The following is an 18,836-nucleotide window of genomic DNA, read 5'->3' as shown; positions in this document are numbered from 1 at the left end:
ATACTAATGAAAAAAATAATAATATTATTAATAGGATTCGGGATGTTAATATCTTGTGAATCAAATTTAGATATAAACAGAGACCCTGACCTTCTAACTCCAGATGATTTAACTTTTGCGGTTGAATTACCGGCTAGTATTACAGCTGTAGCTGGTGTACAAGGAGCTAACTGGGCATTAATAGGTGGTATTTGGGCACAAATGTGGTCACAAAGCCCTGGGTCAAGTCAATATCGTGTCGTTGACAGCTATGCACTTGGAACTACAGATGCCATTGCTGAAAGTGGATGGCGTAACACTTATGATGGGCTTTTAGATATAAGAAATATTAAAAGAAAAGCACTTGCTGCCGAAAACTGGAATTACTATTTGATAGCTACTGTTTTAGAGACATACATTTCTCACATGCTTACTGATTGGTATGGCGATATTCCATATAGTGAAGCGAATGACCCTTTAATTTTTCAACCTAATTTTGATACAGGTGAAGCCGTTTACGATAATATGATTACTGACCTTGATGATGCTCTAAGTCGTAATTTAACAACCTCTACAGGTGATGCACCTGGAGTTGATGATTTAGTTTTTGGAGGCACAATGAGTAACTGGGTTAAGTTTGCAAATACACTTAAACTTAAGATATTTTTACGTCAAACTGAAGCTAGACCTTCTGTTGCTCAAGCAGGAATTACAGCTATGCTAAATGCTAATGTGACCTTTTTAGATACTGATGCTGGCTTAGGTTTAATTGAACAGCATAAATTTATAGACGCACCTAATCAAAGTAATCCTTTATTCGAATCTGATAAAAGACAATTAAATACAGCACTTAATTTAAGAGCAAGTACTACAATGTTTTCTTATTTAACTGAAAACGCAGATCCAAGAAAAGCATTGTTTTATACTGATGATCCTGATACTCCATTAAATTCTGTAGATCAAGGAGACTTTAATAATCCAGCGGGACCAAATACCTTTGCAGTATCTATATTAAGCCCAACGACACCTGTTTACTTTATAAGTCATGAAGAAAGTTTATTTATGCAAGCTGAAGCTATGGAACGCTATAATAGTGGTACAGGTGCAAAAGCAATGTATGATGCTGCAGTTATAGAAAACTTTAACAAATGGAGCTTAGACGGTTCTGCATTTGTAGCTGCTACTGGTGCATATGAGTATCCAGCAGGGACTTTCGAGCAAAATCTAACTGCAATAATTACTCAAAAATGGGTTGCTAGTTATCCTGGAAATGGCGCCGAAGCTTTCTTTGAATGGCACAGAACTGGTATTCCTGAAACATCTTCAGTTCCACAAACAGATGCTGGTTATATTCCTGGACAATTTGCAGTTTCTGTTAATGGTGTATTAGGGACTGGTTTCCCTCAGCGTTTATTATACCCTGCTGGAGAAACATCGACGAATCTAAATGCTCCTGCGATAGTACCAATCACAACACCAATTTGGTGGAATCAATAATAAAAATTGAAAATCATGAAAGAAATAATTAAATATATTGCATGTATCACATTGCTTATCTTTAGCTCTTGTGAAACAGAGTCTACAGGAAACGTTAACAGTATAACAAACCTTCCTCTTTTTGAATTTGAAGCTATAGTAGTACATCCTATGGGGGTTCCATTTAGTGCAGCTGCAACTGCAATTGAAGCAGGAGAAGAATTACCAGTAGAATTTAGTTCAGATATAGATGTTAATGTTCCAGGAGTTTATGATGTCGTATATTCTGCTGTAAATTCTGACGGATTTGGAATTAATGCTACTCAAAAAGTAATCGTACATGACCCTAACATTATTGGTACAGATGTATCAGGTAACATATTTGATACCACTAGAAATGAAAGAACTGGCATAATTAGTTTAGTTGAAGGTACTACTAGTATATTTTTTGTAACGGATTTTGCTTTTGGTGGTACTTTCCCAATGTGGTTTCAAATGGATGGAGACACAATCTCTGAAATACCTCAAGTATATCCATTTGGTGCAACTTCTGTTGATTTAACATATGATCCAATAGAGAGGCAATTTACAACATTTGTAAACCCTTATGGATTTGGTTACACTTTTAAATATCAATAAAATAATAATTATGAAAAAAATAAATATAATAAAATCGGTTATACTACTATTCACACTAAGCATATTTATTTCTTGTGATGAAGGTGGCGACCCAGACCCAGGCGCAACAGCTATAGCAGAAATAGCTGGTGATTGGGTTGTTAATATAACTAGAGATGGTGCAGATTATGCCCATGATCATATAAGCACATACAATACGTCTGCAAATTCAATTACTGAAATGTGGCTTGATGATCAACAACATGGTTGGGGCTTAAAAGCTAAGGTTAACTTAGACTTAGCATCCAAAACTTTTTCTGGAACTGATCTAGAAGAAACCTATTTTGATGTAACAGTTACAGTTACTGATGGTCAAATAATTACTGATGGAGCAACAGCGCCTAGTGGCACCGTAACAGACAGTATAACATTTACAGCTGAATTTTCTGATATACCAGGTGAAATATGGGTATATTCAGGTTACAGAAGAACTGGTTTCTTAGAAGATGAATAATCAATTATAAAATAACTAGTACTAAAAAACCACCTCAATAGAGGTGGTTTTTTTATACCTTTACCCCATGCAAGAACAAACACAAATTTTTGGAATTAGAGCTATTATTGAAGCAATTAATGCTGGTGAAACAATCGATAAAGTATTTCTTCAAAAAGGTCTTAAAGGAGAGCTTTTTAGCGAATTAGAAACTATTTTAAGAAAAAATGCAATAAACTCTTCTTATGTTCCTGTCGAAAAACTTAACAGGCTTACCAGAAAAAATCACCAGGGTGCCGTTGCTCAAATTTCTCCAATTGCGTTTCATGAGATGGAGACTTTAGTTTTAAGTGTTTTAGAATCTGGCAAAACACCTCTTTTTTTATTACTAGATCAATTAAGCGATGTTCGTAATTTTGGAGCTATTATACGTACTGCAGAATGTACTGGTGTTGATGGTATTATTATTCAGAAAAAAGGTGGTGCGCCAGTAAATGGAGACACTATAAAAACAAGTGCTGGTGCCGTTTTTAAAGTGCCCATTTGTAAAGTTGACCATATTAAAGATGCCGTTTTTTATATGCAAGCATCTGGTATAAATGTTATTGCCGCAACCGAAAAAACAAATAATACACTATATGATGTTTCTTTTAAAGAATCTTGTGCTATTATTATGGGGTCTGAAGGCAGAGGTATTAACCCTTCTACTTTGAAAGTTGTCGATGCAAAAGCAAAATTACCTATACTAGGTGACATTGAATCTTTAAATGTTTCTGTAGCTTGTGGTGCTTTTTTATATGAAGCAGTAAGACAACGTCTCTAGTTCTCTTTATTTTCTTTATAGGTGTAATTTATAATAGGAGGGGTCTCCTCGTTTTCAATACGTTCAATAAAGTTACCATTCTCATCAAAATGCTGTAAAAAAGGATCATCTTCTTCATTATAGCTTTCTTGTTCCCAAACATATTTTTTTGGTTTTGCAATATTTCTTCTAAAGAAAAGTGCAAATAATAAACCTGTAACCAAACCTGACAAATGTCCTTCCCATGAAATGCCTTCTTTTACAGGAGCTGCATACCATAACATACTACCGTAAAGAAAGATAACCAGAAGAGATAATGCTATAAGCCTGTAATGCTTTGCAAATACACCTTTAAAAAAAGTGAAACTTACTAATACATAAATAAGGCCGCTAGCTCCAATATGATAAGATGGTCTTCCAATACACCAGGTAAAAAATCCTGAGAATAAAATACCAAATAGTATCACTTTCCAAGCAATAGGCTTGTAGAAGTAAAACAAAGCCATGGATAGCACAAATAATGGAATGGTATTATGATAAATATGCTCTATATCTCCGTGAATAAACGGACTCAAAATAATTCCTCTTAAACCTTTCAAATTTTGAGGATACACCCCATATTTACTAAAATTAAAGCCAAAACGTACCTCAAACCAAAACACTAACCAAATAGCTAATACAAAAAGGATGGGGTAGAGAATAACTCCTGTAGAAAATTTAAAGTGGTCTCTGTTTTTCATTTGGGCTTATTTTTTATTTAGTCGGATGTAATTCACATAACTAAATTGTTCCATATATTAAAATTATTGGTCGTTTTCATTCATACTAAATAAAGATAACAAATAGTTCACCAAGATTTGCTTTAATGCTAAATTGTCAGATAAAGATTTCCTGAACTATTTATCAAGCAACAGCGCTTTATTTTTTAATTAATTTGAAAAATATCTCCTTAAAAATATAATAGATACTGAAACAAGTTCAGTATAAATACTTTAATTTTACATTATGAATGAACCGTTAGCTGAACGTTTAAGACCAAAAACTTTAAATGACTATGTAAGTCAAAATCACCTAGTTGGTAAACAGGGTAGTTTAACACAGCATATAAAACAAGGTTTAATCCCTTCTATGGTTTTATGGGGGCCTCCAGGTACAGGGAAAACTACTCTTGCAAATATTATTGCTACAGAATCTGGCAGGCCTTTTTATACACTTAGTGCTATAAATTCTGGTGTTAAAGACATTCGTGATGTTATTGATAAAGCGAAACAGAGTGGCGGATTATTTACTACAAAAAATCCTATTTTGTTCATTGACGAAATTCATAGGTTTAGCAAATCACAGCAAGATTCTTTATTACAAGCAGTAGAAAAAGGCTGGATTACACTCATTGGAGCTACTACAGAAAACCCTAGTTTTGAAGTTATTTCGGCACTTTTATCTCGCTGTCAAGTTTATATTTTAAATGCTTTTAATAAAACCGATTTAGAGCTACTTTTAAAGCGTGCAATCGAGCAAGATGAATATATCTCTAAAAAAACAATTAAACTAAAAGAAACGAATGCTCTTATAAGGCTTTCTGGAGGTGATGCCAGGAAACTTCTTAATATTTTTGAACTTATAGTAAATTCTTATGATTCTGATAAAATAACCATTACCGATGAATCTGTTTTGGAAAGAGTTCAAAGTAATACAGTTCATTATGATAAAACTGGTGAACAGCACTACGATATTATTTCTGCGTTTATAAAATCGATACGAGGTAGCGATCCAAATGCTGCAGTATATTGGTTGGCTCGAATGGTGGAAGGTGGTGAAGATGTAAAATTTATAGCCCGTAGGTTACTCATTTTAGCCAGTGAAGATATAGGCAATGCCAACCCAACTGCTCTAGTCATAGCAAACAATGCATTCCAGGCCGTTTCTACAATAGGCTACCCTGAATCTAGAATTATATTAAGTCAGTGTGCTACATATTTAGCATGCTCACCCAAAAGCAATGCAGCTTATAAAGCTATTGGTAAAGCACAACAATTAGTTAAAGAAACAGGCAACTTGTCCGTACCCTTGGAAATAAGGAACGCTCCGACCAAGTTGATGAAAGAATTAGGTTATGGTGATAATTATAAATATGCACATAATTATGATCTCAACTTTGCCAATCAGGAGTTTTTACCAGATGAAATTAAAAGCACAAAGCTTTACGAACCTGGTAATAATGCTCGCGAAAATGCTCACAAAGAGTTTCTAAAGCAGCGTTGGAAAGATAAATATGGATATTAATATCTTACAGCACTAAATACTAGTTGCTAAAACTTAATATTTAATTCTTCATATTTAAGCGTATTATTTGAGTAATATTCAATAGTCCAAATACCCTCTTTTTTATAAATAATAGCACTAGTGTTTTCTACTAAAAACACATTATCAAGTCTTGTTTGTCTGATTTTGTAAACTACCTTTGGAGAACTATCTACCAATTGAAACCCATTCTCAATTTCTTGAGCATATAACACCTTAGATAACACTTCTTTTACACCAGTTTCTATGCTATTGGTTTTTTCTTGAATTATAGGTACTGGTACTACTGGTGCTACTTCTACTTTTGATTTAGGTTGAATAGCCTCACTAGTATTATTTGCTATAGCTTCTACTTCTTTTTCCTTTTTAAGGTTTTGAATCTCTTGCTTTAGTTGCTCAATCTCTTGCGTTACTTCATTACTAACTTCGGTACTTTGAGTTGTTTGTAAACCTGTTATACTTTTATTAGGTTTGTATTTATATTTGAGAGTTTCTATAGATTTAAAAGCATTTCTTAGAGCTTCATTATAAGCTTTAGCATAATCTTTTTCTCTACTTTCTCCTAAATTAGATGAATAAACTATCTGATCGTTACAATCCTTCAGTTGTATTGCTAATTTGGTTTTAAACATTCCAGTTTCTTTAGATACATCAGATCTTAATGCTAAACATCTATTTCTAATTAAATCTTCAGGATAAGCATCTCCTTCCATCAATGCTTCAAATCCATATTTTTTAAATAAAAATTGTGCTAAAGAATTTAATTGATATTGGTCTTTCTGTTTTAAAAAATCAAATTTATTAGGAACAATCACGTACTTATAATCGCTTAAATTAGATTGTGAAAAAACATTAGCAACAATAAAACATGTTATAATTAAAGAGAAAAATTTAGTTTTCATTTTTATTAAATATATAGTTAAACCCTAACTGTAAAGATACACTTTGTGCATTATATATGTTTTTTAATTGTAAAAAATTATCTGTCATTATATAAAAATTCACCCCTCCCAATCTAGCAGACATTCCCAAACCTACATTATATGCTGAGTAAGAATCTATTGTATAAGTTGCTTTAACCTGTAAACCATTAAATAAACGTCTATAATAATATGCTGTTAGTGCTAGTTGTGCTTGCTTAGGCCTACTCATAGCAAATAATTGCAATCCGGTACTATTTAAATAGCTCTTTTCTGGTCTTGTGCAATTACAATCTTTGTATTTTTTTTCTCCAAAAGCGTAGTTTAATGACGCATTAAACTTAATAGGTCGCCACGTTGTATATTTTGCTGTTGTTGTATCTATCTCAAATATATCTTCGAAGTCTTCTTCAATTGCATTCCAGTAATCTTCTGCTGTTTGCCCGTTTGCTGTGTCTGTAAAAATAGGGTCGACACCTTCATATATATAATTTCCTTCTATTTTATAATTCTCAATGTCTTTTTTATGTCTAATAAAACCTATATCCAATAAACTTACATCCATACTCCATTGTTCATCCAATTGACGTGTAACTCCAACGTCAAACCCCAAGCCAAGGTTTCCTCCTAAAAAAACACGTTTTGTTAAGTCTTTAACGACAGATCCTGAGTCCGATTCATCATTTGTTAAACTCGTCAGACCAGATGTTCGGGCTTCTAAATCTAAATTAAAGATATGGTTATAAAAATTATTTTGTCCATTTGTAGTTGTAAAGTGTCCTTTGTTTTTTGTAGAATTTATGTTTGCAATACTCGAATATATTTTTCCTCTAACACCAAAAGTAAGTTTGTTATTTACTTTTTTATTATAGCCTACATGAAATACTGAAATAGCTTCGGCAGTTACATTTATATCACTTGTTTTAAAAGGTCTATTAATATTATTCTGATTTCCTTCTAAAGCTAAAACTGCCAAATCCTTAGGAAAATAAGCTATAAAATCTAATTCCTGATATACACCAAAACTCAAATATTGATTCTTTTCATATGAACTTCCAAAAGAAAACCCTCCAGAAAAAATTTCTAGCTGTTGGTTTGCACTAAAAAAATCTTTGGAATTCATACCATAAACAGCATGTTGCAACTTGGTATTAAAATCGATACCATCATTTGCGAAAATATCATAAACAGTACTACCAGTAATACCTACATTACTATGAATATGTGATAGTAAAGGAATCCCAAAATAGAAATCATTCGTTATTTTACCTCCTGGATTTAGTAGTAAAGATTGTGGTATTTCTGAAAACCCATAAAGTAACTGCTTGTTCTGTGAGAATGAAAAGCAACACGAAACAATTATAAAATACATCATTAATTTTCTCATATGGAATCACCTATATTCAAATAAAAAATAGCCTTTGATTTTAATTTTATTCTACCTGGTGTAGTTGGATTAATAGTGTCTCCAGGTAACAAGCTAAGGGTGAATACTAGTTTTGAAGTATTTTTTAAGGCGTCTAACTCATCGCCTTCAAATACTTCTATATAATTTGATAAAAGGTCACTACCATCTGTTGATGACAAAGCTTGAAGTGTGAACGAATGTACTTGTTGGTCTGCATCGTTAATAAAATCTACTTGTATTTGAAATGTTCTATTGATTGAATTTGTAGCTTCAAATACAAAATCGGCTTTAATAAGATTATCAACAACAAAATCATTATTAAAAACCTCTATACTTATAGAATCCTTTATAGAAATTATTTCTGCACTACTAGTAAAAAAAGAACTAGCAGGCTCATCAAAAAATATAAGGCTGGATTCTATTACAGGGGAAATTTCAAAATCATCGGCTTGCTCAAAATCAATTTCCTTTGCACAAGAAAAAAAATTTACACACGGTACAATGACTAAAAACAAGAATTTAATTATTCGCTTTCGCATAAAGGTTAGAGATTTAAGGACTTAACGATAAAATAGGAGAATTAGTACATTATAGATACTCCTTTAATTGGATTAAATTGTTAATTCTATTAATATCATTATTAACAGCTGTGTTATTAATATCAAAAAGAACAACTTCCATGCCAATATTTTTTGCGCCAAGAATATCAGCTTCATAACTATCTCCAATCATAACACTTTGGGCACTGTTAGAATTAGCTAATTGTAGTGCAAAATTAAAAATTTTGGGGTTTGGTTTTTTAACGCCTACCATCTCTGAATTTGTAACTGTTTTAAAGTATTTATGAATATTAGATCGGGTTAACTTTTTATGTTGTACTTCGTCAAACCCATTAGTTATGATATGCAAATTATAATTGAGATTTAAATAATCTAGGATCTCAAAAGTATTTTCAAATAGATAATTAAACGTTGATAAATAAGTTATATAATCATCCGATAATTTATAGATAACAGCTTCTTCAATTTGATAACCAATTGCAGAAAAAGCTTCATATAACCTTCCAAAACGCAATGTTTTTTTGTCTATTTTTTCTTCTCTGTATAATTTCCAATACTTTAAATTTATGGGAACATAATAACCTAAAAAATTATTTATATCAACATTAATATCGTTTAAAGTTAATATTTTTTCAAATGTCAGTGCAGAATTTTTATCAAAATCCCATAAGGTATGGTCTAAATCAAAAAACACATCTGTAATCCCTTCAAGTTTCGTTTGTTTCATTTGCAGATTCTAAAATAATATTAAATAAATCTTTAAACCCATTCCATCTTCTTTCAGCACCAAAAGTATAATTGTGAAATACTGTAACAAACTCGCCATTAACTTGCTTTACCTCATGAATGATCTCACTTAAAACTTTCTTTTTATCTAATAAAGAATGTGTTTTTAACAAGGCATAATCCAAAAGGTGATATGAATGAACTTTTAAAGGAGTTTGTACTTCATAATCTAAATCGTAAAATAAAAAAGGTGTACACGATCCTGCTCTAAAACCAATCTGATCGATATATCCCATGGTATAATCTTCCTTTACTTCTAATTCTATAAGATTTCTATATGAATTAGGTAAATTAAGTCTGGAAAAAGAATGTCTGGAAGCTTTTAATGAGATGTTTAAAATGGCTTCCATTCGTGATTTTTCTTTCTTCAAAATAGATATATCATCAACAGCAAAATAGGAAGCTTTTAAACCAACTATGCAATAATCTGCAATATGTTTTATAAGCGACACAAACTTCTTTTTATTAGGGTTAATACCTTTGTCGTAAGTAGAATAGTCGCCTATTAAAAAAAAGAACAGAAACTTAAACTTGGTATGTTTTTGTCTGTTTATTATATACTTATAAGTATCAAACGGATCATGCATAAAACCAAGAATAACCATAATTCTAAGATACAGACCTTTAAATCTAAACCTAACCAAATCTTTAGCCATACCTCCAAGAGTTCTAATTATTCCTTTCAGCCTAAAATTATAGGCACTAGGAACATCAATAATGGGTTTAATAGTATAGTTTTTTTCTGGAAACTTAAATTCAGGAAACTGAGTTTGTAAAGCATCTTTAAATTTGTACGCCCAAATATCAACCACAGGTTGTTTAAGAAATCCATGCTTATAGGCTAAACTTTCTTCTGCAGTAAAACGACCAAATTCATCTTTTACATGCGGTAAATATTCTTCATATCGTGATAATAAATAAAAAGAAGCAGCAAATATATCGAAAGGAATAGCACTTTTATCTCCATTAAAAAAAAAGCATTTTGTATTTTCCCAATCATGGATATTAATATCCAAATCATTTAGTCCTTGCTCAAATAATATATCATGACTTTTAATAAAAAACTCATTAGCGAGTTGTTGTTTTGTGTAAGACATTTTTAAACTATCGTGCGCAATAAATGTTTCTATTTTGGTCGTAAAATCTACTTCTACGCCTAGAATTCTAGAGCAAATATGTTTAAAAATGTATTTTAATCGAGGTGATATTTTATGAGTATAAACTAAAAGCATTATAAAAGCGTTTCATCTGCGAAACTAAAATATGCTTTTTCTGTTATAATTAGATGATCTAGCACCTTTATATCTATACTTTGAGCTGCCTTTTTTAATTTATTGGTAATTTGTTTATCAGATTCACTAGGTTTTAAAGTTCCCGACGGATGGTTATGTGCTAATATTAAGCCCGTGGCTCCAACCTCTAAAGCATTTTTAAGCACTAAACGTACATCAACTAAAGTACCAGTAATGCCTCCTTTACTCAATTGATTTTTTTGAATTACTCTATTAGAATTGTTTAAATAAATAATCCAAAACTCTTCATGTTTTAACTCCCCTATTTTTGGCTGCATGAGTTCAAAAACAGATCTACTGGATATTATTTTACTTCTTTGTAAAGCATCCTCCACTCTTCTACGTCTTCCTAATTCTAAAGCTGCAGCAATAGAAATTGCTTTAGCTTCTCCAATACCTTTAAATTCCATAAGTTGTATGATAGATAGTTTTCCAAGTTCACTTAAATTATTATCTACGCTTGCTAAAATTCGTTTACATAAGGCAACAGCACTTTCATCTCTGTTGCCAGAACCTATTAAAATAGCCACCAATTCTGCATCACTTAATACTTCTCTTCCTTTATAAAATAGTTTTTCTCTTGGTTGATCTCCTTGCGACCAGTTTTTTATTGAAAACGATGCTAGCTTTTCTTGCATTGGTTAGATATACGTTATTTTGTGAATTTTTAATTTTACACAAAGTAAATCAATAATTTATAAAGTAAGTAATTTCTTTCTGTTCTTTTAAAAAATAAATATTGTAGTTTTATACATTGAACTCATCTTGACTTTTTGTTTTAACCGAAAATGAGATAATATTTGTTCAGATGAGGCATTTTTTGCAAGGCATAGCAGTTTTACGCATAAAAAAAGTAACAAAATTATGAGCGAATTTTAGCCATTTTTTAGGAAATAGAAAAAGTCAAAATGAGTTCATTTAATAAGTCATCACTTTAAATTTAAAAGATTCATTTGAAATATCCTCCAAAATACCATCAGGACAACAATATTAATCACATGATTGAAGTAATTAAAGCCTATCCTTTAGCTACTTTAATTTCAGTAAAAGATAATCAACCATTAATTACCCACTTACCTTTAATTTATAATAATGAAGGGAAACTTATTGGGCACATAGATAAATTTAATCCCCAAGCTGAATTATTAAAAGATGATAACGATGTTACTATTATATTTTCTGGTCCGCAATGTTATATCTCGCCTAGTATTTACGCAACAAAACAATTACCAACTTGGAATTACATTATCGTTCATTTAAAAGCTACTGTTACAGCTATTGAAAGTAAAGAGTCTTTAAAAGAATCATTAATCGATATGACTTCTTTTTTGGAAGCTCCAGAACATAAATTCGTTTTAGAACCTGATAATCGTAGTATGGAAGGTTACTTAGATTATATCAAAATGTTTGAAATCACTATTACTGATTGGGAAGGTAAATTTAAACTTTCACAAGATAAAAAACCTCGTGATATGGAAAGCGCCAGAGCTGAACTAATCCGAGCGAATCAAAAAAGTATTGAACAATTTTTAAATAAAGTATTTTTAAATCAAGACGATTTAAATAAATAAAAATAGAGATATAGCGTTGTTTATTAGAATGATGTGGTTATTTTTATACCATTGAGGTCTTGATTCAAAATTAATTAGTATTGAAAATATTAAAAAAACTGTTTTTTCTCTTTTTTTATTTGGCTATATCTAGTATCGTTATTGCTCAAACATCTCAAAAAAAAGTAACAGCTAATGCTGGTGATGGCATTTATTCTATACTTCGTAATAATGGTCTTGAACCAACAAAACACTACAAAGCTTTTATTAAACTAAATAAGGATAGCTTAACAGAAAACCTCACTTTAATAAAGGGAAAAACGTATATACTTCCAAGTATAGAAAAAGATACTATTGTTCGTGTTGAAATACCACCTATAGTAGATAAAAAGACACCTGAAGCTCATGCTAAACCTAACAACAATAAGCCTTTAGTAAAAGAAATTAATAATCCGATTTTTGGTAAAGATTATGAAAATATTCCTTTAGAAAGTGACACACTAAATGGTACTGTTTATTATTTAATTTCTGGTCATGGTGGTCCAGATCCTGGAGCTATTGAAACATACAATGGTAAACTAATTTCTGAAGATGAATATGCCTATGATGTTACGTTACGGTTGGCAAGAAAGCTCATTTCTAATGGCGCTAAGGTCTATATCATTATTAAGGATAAAAATGATGGTATTAGAGATGAAAAAATACTTGAGGTAGATTACGATGAAGTTAACTTTCCAAATGAACCCATTTCAAAAAGTCAAAAATTACGATTAAGGCAACGTACAAGAACTGTAAATAATTTATATGTAAAACATAAAGGGGCTTACCAAAGACTTATTGTAACGCATATTGACAGTAGAAGTAAAGGTAAAAACATAGACGTATTTTTCTATCATCACTATAACAGTAAAAGTGGAAAACGATTAGCTAAAAATATTCATAAGTCGTTCAAAGAAAAATATGCTAAATACCAACCTAATAGGATCTATTCGGGCTCTGTAAAATCTAGAGGCTTATACTTAGTAAAAAAAACCTTGCCTGCTATGGTATATATTGAGCTAGGCAATATAAAAAACAAAAAAGATCAGAAGCGAATTCTCAATTATCAAAATAGAAAAGCGTTAGCAAAATGGATCTTTAACGGACTCTTAGTCGACTTTAATGAAAGCAAAAGGCTATATTGATTAAATTTAATTAAGAAAGTGTTTAAGCAATTTTGAATAAAGGGTTTTAATTTATACATTTCAGTATTAATGTACCCTGAGATCACAGATATTCAAAACTTTATTGCTACCAGAGGGATCACAATTTGGTTGGGCAAAGGGCTTTCTATTGACAAAAAATTAATTCCAATAGTTTTAAAAATAGATAATAGTACATATAATATTCATGTTTCGGATGAGTATGATGATCTAGATTATTACAACCCTATATTAAATTTTATCATTGTTTTTAGAGCCATCGTAGCCATTAATGAATCTTCGGATTTTTTAGATTGGTGTAGGCAAGAAGACTTGAATCCAGACAACTATAAACTTTTAGATTATTATAAAGGTATTTGCAATGTTATCAGTAACATTAATCTCAGTTTCCCAGATAATGAGATTGATTATTTTGTTTCAGATTTAGACTTTCAATTAAATACTGGAGCCATGCAGTTTTTGAGGAGGTAGTTTTATTCACAATCCAGATTTGGTAAAAATAATGATCCTGCTCACAGAACATTGTTTCTATTTTTTACTTTCAATACACTTCGTGTTAGTGTTAAGCAAAAAATGGTGTTTCTAAGAAACAACCTAAAAAGTTTCTGGTTGCTTGTTTTTCCTTTTGGAACATTATACATTGATAGAAAAATATTAAAACAATATTGAAGTTTTTAAGAAAAATAACTTCATACATCATACCACCCAATTTTTATTTTTGTTGTATTAATATAAAGCGTTTGAAATTATAAGGAATATTACTTCCGTTTAACCAACAAAAATAACCAGATAAAAATGAATATGAAACGTTTTTTTGTAATTATACTTGTTTTTTTTGTTGCAACTGGATGTGGTTCAGGGAATCAGTCAAATGAAAAGATAGATTTTGACAACATCAAAGAAAATAAACTAACTGAGTCTATCACTTCAGATAAAAAAACAAATAAAAAACTAACCGTTTATTTTCTAGATATTAGTGGATCATTTAATAAAATTCAAGAAAACTTATCTGAAGTAACTGAAACAGTCAATTATTTTGAGTTAGCTTGCGATGAAATTATTGACCATATAGAAAACCGAATGGTTATTGGAAAAGAATGTATAATTATAAAAAAGATACAATCTAATAGCTTCTTAGATGATGCTCAGTTTTTAAAAATTGATTTGTCATCGGATAAATATTCCTTTTCAGAAAAAAAACCTGAACATGACATGAAAATGAAGGGATATGAAAAAAGGAGAAGAATATTTAATGAAAAGGCTTTTAAAGAAGCAACTGTAGAGAAATTAGAAACCATTAAGAGAATTGAGGCTTTTAAAGAACACTATAAAAATAATTCTTCAGGAGAAACTGATATAATAAATGCTTTAAATAGTATAAAATTTGATTTAAGTGATGTTCAATATCAGAGACATGATTTTTATATCTGTATATATAGTGATTTTCAAGAGACAACAAAAAAAGATGGATTGAAAAACATCGAAATTGATTTAGGGGGAATAAATATAGTAGGCAGGTATGTTTCGAAAAATAATTTTACTTCTTTAGATGAATATAAAAGCAATATAGAGGACTGGAAGAATGTACTGAAATGTAATAGTTTAGAATTTTTAACACCTGACCAATGCATAAAATACTAATTTATGGATTACTTAAAAGAAATTGGATTTATCCTAAGCAACATTATTGGATTATACTTTTTCCGAAATAAGTTGTTAGACCTTATTTCTAGGTTTATTCAGAACCTTAATCGACCTCTTGATTTTATTGCGAATTTTTTAACTGGAGCATTCACTTCAATAATTAGACTAAACTACAGACAACAGGTTTTACATTTTATAATAGTACTTATTGCAGTTGTATTAGTTTTGTCAGAGTTTAGTACATTAAATGAGGTGATAGGCGCTACTTCCTTTGAGGGTACAAAAGGTGTTAACTTAGGTTTTGTCAGTGTTTCATGGAGTTTATTTTCTGCTATTTCATATATAACGATTTCCACTTTTTTGGGGTTTATAGGACTCGAACTAATTAATTTTCGAAGATTGTTGCAAGGGATACTATTTAACGATCCAGAGAACGTTTCAAAAGGTACAATAAGCTTAAAGCTTAAAATAATCTTTATATCGTTTTGTTTCCTCGCTCTAATTGGGTTAGCCTATTTACAAGGAGAATTAGCACTTTTTAGGTATGAAGAACTAGCTGAAGAAAATGTAAGTGATGCTCTTGTAAAATATGACGGTTATATAAAAGGGTTTTATTTTGCGCTTGGATTTATGACTCCAATAATTGCAGCTATTGCATTGATATCAATTGACATATTTTTAGCAATCATTGCTAAAGGTTTGGTTGTGATCATTAATGCTTTGCAAATGATTCTCTCCGCAATATTCTACGCATTGGAAATATTAATTTTGCTTTTATCTTCTCCTATCGATAAACTACTTGAGTTTTTTGGAATTTTTCAGCCGGAGAGAATTAATGCAATGAATAAAGATACTGCTACCCCAGCAGCGAGATTAGCTCCATTAGGAAATGAGAGTAGTATTTTTTTACAGAATATTGGTGAAATATTTAATAATTATAACCAAGGAATGATAATCAATAGAAAACTAACACTCATTTGTGACTCACCTAGTTTTAAGTTGGCAATTCCTTCAAGTGATCTACAGATTAAAAAGCATACTACTTTTATTGAAGTTATACAATTAATTAGGAGAAAATATCCCGTACTTGAATCTCTCAATTTGGAGTTAAAATACATTGATGTCAATGGGGTACTCACTAAAATAAAGGAAGATGAAATAATTTTGGATTATATTAGATTGACAAATTTTATATATATAGAATCTTTCTAATTATACACTAATAAATTTATTCCCGACAATCTGAAGACCCTATAAAAATAGAGAATAATAAGCTAAAATTCCCCAATAACTCCTCTAACAGTATCAAAATCCAATCCACCATAATTCCCAGAACTCATAAGTAACAAGGCTTTATTATCAAAGTTCTGCGAAAATAAAAAGTCCTTAAAATCTTCTGGATTGGTATAAATAATAAGATCATCACGTTGAAAAGCATTAGCTATTTGTTCATGTGTTACCTCTTCAAGTTTTTTAATTTCAACCGCATGTGGGGAATAAAACACCACCGCAATATCGGCAGCATTTAATGCTCCCTTATATTCCTTTAAAAACTCAGCATTTAAACTACTATAGGTATGCAATTCTAAACAAGCCACTAAGGTTCTAGTTTCATATTGCTCTTTAACCGCATTGGTAGTTGCTTCTACTTTACTAGGCGAATGTGCAAAATCTTTATAGGCGACACTGGTTTTACTTTCAGCTATTTTTTCTAAACGTTTACTAGCTCCTTTAAAAGTGGAAATAGCTTCATAAAAATCATCTTCGTCAATACCCATATGCTGACAAATCCATTTCGCACCAGCAAGATTATTTAAATTATGCTTTCCAAACACTTCTATTGGCAAGTCACCTTCAGGAGTTTCTAATAAGGTTTGTCCGTTTTCTACAGTATATACAGGCGTTTGGTATGCTAATTTGCGAATGGTATTATTCGAAGCTTCAACAACACGTTTTACTTCGGGATCCTCTTCATTGTAGCTAATGTTACCACCACTAACAATAGAATCAACAAAAATGTTAAACTGTTCTACATAATTATCATAGGTTGGAAACACATTAATATGATCCCAAGCAATACCACTTAATAAGGCTATATTAGGTTTATATAAATGAAATTTAGGACGTCTGTCAATAGGAGAACTCAGATACTCATCCCCTTCTAACACGATAAAATCATTTTCTTCGGTAAGTTTTACCATCACGTCAAAACCTTCTAACTGGGCGCCTACCATATAATCAACATCTCTATCGTGATAATGCATCACATGCAAAATCATAGACGTTATGGTTGTTTTACCATGACTTCCGCCTATAACAACACGGGTTTTGTGTTTAGATTGTTCGTACAAAAACTCTGGATAGCTATAAATTTTCAAACCCAATTCCTGAGCTTGTAACAATTCTGGATTATCCGCTTTCGCATGCATCCCCAAAACAATAGCATCTAAATCTGTAGTAATTTTTTCTGGATACCATCCAAAGGTTTCAGGCAATAGTCCTTTAGCATCTAATCTTGATTTTGAAGGCTCGAAAATAGTATCGTCACTCCCTGTTACCTGATATCCCTTATTATGTAATGCCAAGGCTAAATTGTGCATAGCAGCACCACCTATAGCTATAAAATGTACGTTCATACAACAAATATCAACCTCCAGATTTCAAATTCCAAATTAAACTCAATAAAAGTTAATGGCTGTTTGGTTATTGGTAAAACTAAAATTTGAAAAACAATACTAAGTAGTCTCTACATTGTACTTAGTACACCAATCTACAAATCAAAAATCTTCTCCTTATGCTTTTTAAACAATTTAACCTTAGGAAGTTCAGCAATAGCCAAATCAATATACCGCAATGCCTCTTGTTTATTTTTTTTATGCAAGTATATTTGCGCCAAACGATAATTCGCCCAAGCTTTAGGAACCCCATCTTCGGCTGAATAATTATCCAAATACGTCTTTAAACAGCGCTCCCCTTTTTGCAACTCAACATTGTATTCTGCGGCAACTTTTCCAATTTGATAGTGCATCGCATTTCGTTGGTGTTTTTTATGAGCTGCTTCAATAGTTTCAATGGCTTTTTTCGGCTCTTTTTCGTTTTCGTACAAAGTGGTTAATTTATTATAACAAGTTACAGACCCCCCTTCTTTTATTGCCATTTTATAAAATTTTTCAGCTAATTCTGGTTCATCATCATACTCATAAACATACCCCTTTGCTAAATAACCATCTACTTTCGAAAGGGTTTCTAACTCTTCAGCATATAGCAACGATTTACTTTTACTACCACCAATAAGACCTGGCAATTGCATATATAGTTCCACTAAAGCCCAACGTGCAGGAATATGCTTTTTATCCAACTCAGCAGCCTTCATAAACGCTTCTTTTACATCACCTATAATCCCTAAGGCTTTTATTTTACTAATAGACAAGGCTTTCATACCCAATGCACCACCATATTTATAATGGTAATTGGCATGGTTCTCTTTATTTTTTACTAACTTTTCATATTGTAAAATAGCAGCATCCCATTTTTTTTGATGCCCATAAGCATCTCCCAATAACTCAATGCCCTGCAAGTTATTTGGATGTGTTTTTAAATAATCGCGAGCCTTTTGTTCCGCTTTCCCAAATTGTTTTTTTTGAAAAAGAGCTTCTATACCGTCAAGGTTAGATTGACTAAAAGTCATTGTAGGTAGTAGAAAAAGGAGCAAAAATTTTCTCATGATGTATATAGTCGATAATGTAAAAATAAACTTTCTAGTTCACCCATAAAAAACTAATTTCACTCAACCAAACAATATGTT

The 18,836-nt window shown here is 31.2% G+C and carries 19 protein-coding genes; 10 read left to right on the top strand and 9 right to left on the bottom strand.

All coding sequences use genetic code 11. From position 1 onward, the window contains the following. Nucleotides 1-6: 6 nt before the first annotated feature. From Q4Q39_RS01140 to rlmB, 4 genes are all read left to right on the top strand, one after another. Nucleotides 7-1,476: a SusD/RagB family nutrient-binding outer membrane lipoprotein gene (locus Q4Q39_RS01140; protein ID WP_303280539.1), complete on the top strand. Its 1,470-nt coding sequence runs from the start codon at nucleotides 7-9 to the stop codon at nucleotides 1,474-1,476. Between the two features lie 15 nt (nucleotides 1,477-1,491). After that, the gene (locus Q4Q39_RS01135; protein ID WP_303280538.1) at nucleotides 1,492-2,094 is read left to right on the top strand and encodes a DUF5011/hyalin repeat domain-containing protein; all 603 of its coding nucleotides are present in this window, start codon (nucleotides 1,492-1,494) and stop codon (nucleotides 2,092-2,094) included. Nucleotides 2,095-2,104: 10 nt separating this feature from the next. Further along, nucleotides 2,105-2,587 (top strand): lipid-binding protein, encoded by a 483-nt coding sequence (locus Q4Q39_RS01130; RefSeq protein WP_303280537.1) that lies wholly within the window; start codon nucleotides 2,105-2,107, stop codon nucleotides 2,585-2,587. 67 nt (nucleotides 2,588-2,654) lie between these two features. Further along, nucleotides 2,655-3,389 carry a 23S rRNA (guanosine(2251)-2'-O)-methyltransferase RlmB gene (gene rlmB, locus Q4Q39_RS01125; protein ID WP_303280536.1) on the top strand — a complete coding sequence of 245 codons (735 nt, stop codon included), beginning with the start codon at nucleotides 2,655-2,657 and terminating at the stop codon, nucleotides 3,387-3,389. On the opposite strand, the gene Q4Q39_RS01120 is transcribed toward rlmB, so the two are convergent. Then, nucleotides 3,386-4,108, bottom strand: coding sequence for a rhomboid family intramembrane serine protease (locus tag Q4Q39_RS01120; RefSeq protein WP_303280535.1), 723 nt, complete (start codon nucleotides 4,106-4,108; stop codon nucleotides 3,386-3,388). The genes rlmB and Q4Q39_RS01120 overlap by 4 nt on opposite strands. Before the next feature lie 265 nt (nucleotides 4,109-4,373). Here Q4Q39_RS01120 and Q4Q39_RS01115 point away from each other — a divergent pair, with 265 nt between their 5' ends. Then, nucleotides 4,374-5,651, top strand: coding sequence for a replication-associated recombination protein A (locus Q4Q39_RS01115; protein WP_303280534.1), 1,278 nt, complete (start codon nucleotides 4,374-4,376; stop codon nucleotides 5,649-5,651). Between the two features lie 26 nt (nucleotides 5,652-5,677). Here the strand turns inward: Q4Q39_RS01115 and Q4Q39_RS01110 are convergent, their stop codons facing one another. The 6 genes from Q4Q39_RS01110 to radC are packed head-to-tail and all read right to left on the bottom strand — an operon-like array spanning nucleotide 5,678 to nucleotide 11,273. Further along, nucleotides 5,678-6,571: a hypothetical protein gene (locus Q4Q39_RS01110; RefSeq protein ID WP_303280533.1), complete on the bottom strand. Its 894-nt coding sequence runs from the start codon at nucleotides 6,569-6,571 to the stop codon at nucleotides 5,678-5,680. Beyond that, entirely contained in the window at nucleotides 6,561-7,964 is a 1,404-nt protein-coding gene (locus tag Q4Q39_RS01105) for a DUF5723 family protein (protein WP_303280532.1), read from the bottom strand. The genes Q4Q39_RS01110 and Q4Q39_RS01105 overlap by 11 nt, the downstream gene beginning before the upstream one ends. Nucleotides 7,965-7,972: 8 nt before the next feature. Continuing rightward, the gene (locus Q4Q39_RS01100) at nucleotides 7,973-8,536 is read right to left on the bottom strand and encodes a hypothetical protein (protein ID WP_303280531.1); all 564 of its coding nucleotides are present in this window, start codon (nucleotides 8,534-8,536) and stop codon (nucleotides 7,973-7,975) included. A gap of 49 nt (nucleotides 8,537-8,585) precedes the next feature. After that, on the bottom strand, nucleotides 8,586-9,284 hold the full coding sequence (locus Q4Q39_RS01095) for a YjjG family noncanonical pyrimidine nucleotidase (RefSeq protein ID WP_303280530.1): 699 nt from the start codon (nucleotides 9,282-9,284) through the stop codon (nucleotides 8,586-8,588). Beyond that, on the bottom strand, nucleotides 9,265-10,575 hold the full coding sequence (locus Q4Q39_RS01090; RefSeq protein ID WP_303280529.1) for a polysaccharide deacetylase family protein: 1,311 nt from the start codon (nucleotides 10,573-10,575) through the stop codon (nucleotides 9,265-9,267). Before Q4Q39_RS01090 ends, Q4Q39_RS01095 begins: the two co-directional genes overlap by 20 nt. Then, a complete protein-coding gene (gene radC, locus Q4Q39_RS01085) occupies nucleotides 10,575-11,273 on the bottom strand; it encodes a RadC family protein (protein ID WP_303280528.1) in 699 nt (232 codons plus the stop codon). The genes Q4Q39_RS01090 and radC overlap by 1 nt, the downstream gene beginning before the upstream one ends. Nucleotides 11,274-11,588: 315 nt before the next feature. Between radC and Q4Q39_RS01080 the strand changes: the two genes are divergently transcribed. The 5 genes from Q4Q39_RS01080 to Q4Q39_RS01060 all read left to right on the top strand — a co-directional run bounded on the left by Q4Q39_RS01080 (nucleotide 11,589) and on the right by Q4Q39_RS01060 (nucleotide 16,243). Then, nucleotides 11,589-12,206, top strand: a complete 618-nt coding sequence (locus tag Q4Q39_RS01080; protein ID WP_303280527.1) for an FMN-binding negative transcriptional regulator — start codon at nucleotides 11,589-11,591, stop codon at nucleotides 12,204-12,206. A gap of 80 nt (nucleotides 12,207-12,286) precedes the next feature. Further along, nucleotides 12,287-13,369, top strand: a complete 1,083-nt coding sequence (locus tag Q4Q39_RS01075) for an N-acetylmuramoyl-L-alanine amidase family protein (RefSeq protein WP_303280526.1) — start codon at nucleotides 12,287-12,289, stop codon at nucleotides 13,367-13,369. Between the two features lie 69 nt (nucleotides 13,370-13,438). Then, nucleotides 13,439-13,858 (top strand): hypothetical protein, encoded by a 420-nt coding sequence (locus Q4Q39_RS01070; protein ID WP_303280525.1) that lies wholly within the window; start codon nucleotides 13,439-13,441, stop codon nucleotides 13,856-13,858. Between the two features lie 330 nt (nucleotides 13,859-14,188). Next, nucleotides 14,189-15,028, top strand: a complete 840-nt coding sequence (locus tag Q4Q39_RS01065; protein ID WP_303280524.1) for a hypothetical protein — start codon at nucleotides 14,189-14,191, stop codon at nucleotides 15,026-15,028. A gap of 3 nt (nucleotides 15,029-15,031) precedes the next feature. Then, nucleotides 15,032-16,243, top strand: a complete 1,212-nt coding sequence (locus tag Q4Q39_RS01060; protein ID WP_303280523.1) for a hypothetical protein — start codon at nucleotides 15,032-15,034, stop codon at nucleotides 16,241-16,243. Between the two features lie 62 nt (nucleotides 16,244-16,305). Here the strand turns inward: Q4Q39_RS01060 and Q4Q39_RS01055 are convergent, their stop codons facing one another. Beyond that, nucleotides 16,306-17,667 carry a UDP-N-acetylmuramate--L-alanine ligase gene (locus Q4Q39_RS01055; RefSeq protein ID WP_303280522.1) on the bottom strand — a complete coding sequence of 454 codons (1,362 nt, stop codon included), beginning with the start codon at nucleotides 17,665-17,667 and terminating at the stop codon, nucleotides 16,306-16,308. A gap of 134 nt (nucleotides 17,668-17,801) precedes the next feature. Then, entirely contained in the window at nucleotides 17,802-18,719 is a 918-nt protein-coding gene (locus tag Q4Q39_RS01050) for a tetratricopeptide repeat protein (protein ID WP_303280521.1), read from the bottom strand. Nucleotides 18,720-18,836 lie beyond the last annotated feature (117 nt).

The organism is Flavivirga amylovorans (genome assembly GCF_030540875.1).
In the GTDB taxonomy this organism is placed as follows: Bacteria; Bacteroidota; Bacteroidia; order Flavobacteriales; family Flavobacteriaceae; genus Flavivirga; species Flavivirga amylovorans.
Note: the sequence above shows the minus strand (reverse complement) of the source record. Positions and strands in the feature narration are given on the sequence as shown.

What these genes read in the sequence shown, in the direction of transcription:
- Q4Q39_RS01140 (WP_303280539.1), top strand. Translation starts at nt 7, where the DNA reads ATGAAAAAAATAATAATATTATTAATAGGATTCGGGATGTTAATATCT.
- Q4Q39_RS01135 (WP_303280538.1), top strand. Translation starts at nt 1,492, where the DNA reads ATGAAAGAAATAATTAAATATATTGCATGTATCACATTGCTTATCTTT.
- Q4Q39_RS01130 (WP_303280537.1), top strand. Translation starts at nt 2,105, where the DNA reads ATGAAAAAAATAAATATAATAAAATCGGTTATACTACTATTCACACTA.
- rlmB (WP_303280536.1), top strand. Translation starts at nt 2,655, where the DNA reads ATGCAAGAACAAACACAAATTTTTGGAATTAGAGCTATTATTGAAGCA.
- Q4Q39_RS01120 (WP_303280535.1), bottom strand. Translation starts at nt 4,108, where the DNA reads ATGAAAAACAGAGACCACTTTAAATTTTCTACAGGAGTTATTCTCTAC.
- Q4Q39_RS01115 (WP_303280534.1), top strand. Translation starts at nt 4,374, where the DNA reads ATGAATGAACCGTTAGCTGAACGTTTAAGACCAAAAACTTTAAATGAC.
- Q4Q39_RS01110 (WP_303280533.1), bottom strand. Translation starts at nt 6,571, where the DNA reads ATGAAAACTAAATTTTTCTCTTTAATTATAACATGTTTTATTGTTGCT.
- Q4Q39_RS01105 (WP_303280532.1), bottom strand. Translation starts at nt 7,964, where the DNA reads ATGATGTATTTTATAATTGTTTCGTGTTGCTTTTCATTCTCACAGAAC.
- Q4Q39_RS01100 (WP_303280531.1), bottom strand. Translation starts at nt 8,536, where the DNA reads ATGCGAAAGCGAATAATTAAATTCTTGTTTTTAGTCATTGTACCGTGT.
- Q4Q39_RS01095 (WP_303280530.1), bottom strand. Translation starts at nt 9,284, where the DNA reads ATGAAACAAACGAAACTTGAAGGGATTACAGATGTGTTTTTTGATTTA.
- Q4Q39_RS01090 (WP_303280529.1), bottom strand. Translation starts at nt 10,575, where the DNA reads ATGCTTTTAGTTTATACTCATAAAATATCACCTCGATTAAAATACATT.
- radC (WP_303280528.1), bottom strand. Translation starts at nt 11,273, where the DNA reads ATGCAAGAAAAGCTAGCATCGTTTTCAATAAAAAACTGGTCGCAAGGA.
- Q4Q39_RS01070 (WP_303280525.1), top strand. Translation starts at nt 13,439, where the DNA reads ATGTACCCTGAGATCACAGATATTCAAAACTTTATTGCTACCAGAGGG.
- Q4Q39_RS01065 (WP_303280524.1), top strand. Translation starts at nt 14,189, where the DNA reads ATGAAACGTTTTTTTGTAATTATACTTGTTTTTTTTGTTGCAACTGGA.
- Q4Q39_RS01060 (WP_303280523.1), top strand. Translation starts at nt 15,032, where the DNA reads ATGGATTACTTAAAAGAAATTGGATTTATCCTAAGCAACATTATTGGA.
- Q4Q39_RS01055 (WP_303280522.1), bottom strand. Translation starts at nt 17,667, where the DNA reads ATGAACGTACATTTTATAGCTATAGGTGGTGCTGCTATGCACAATTTA.
- Q4Q39_RS01050 (WP_303280521.1), bottom strand. Translation starts at nt 18,719, where the DNA reads ATGACTTTTAGTCAATCTAACCTTGACGGTATAGAAGCTCTTTTTCAA.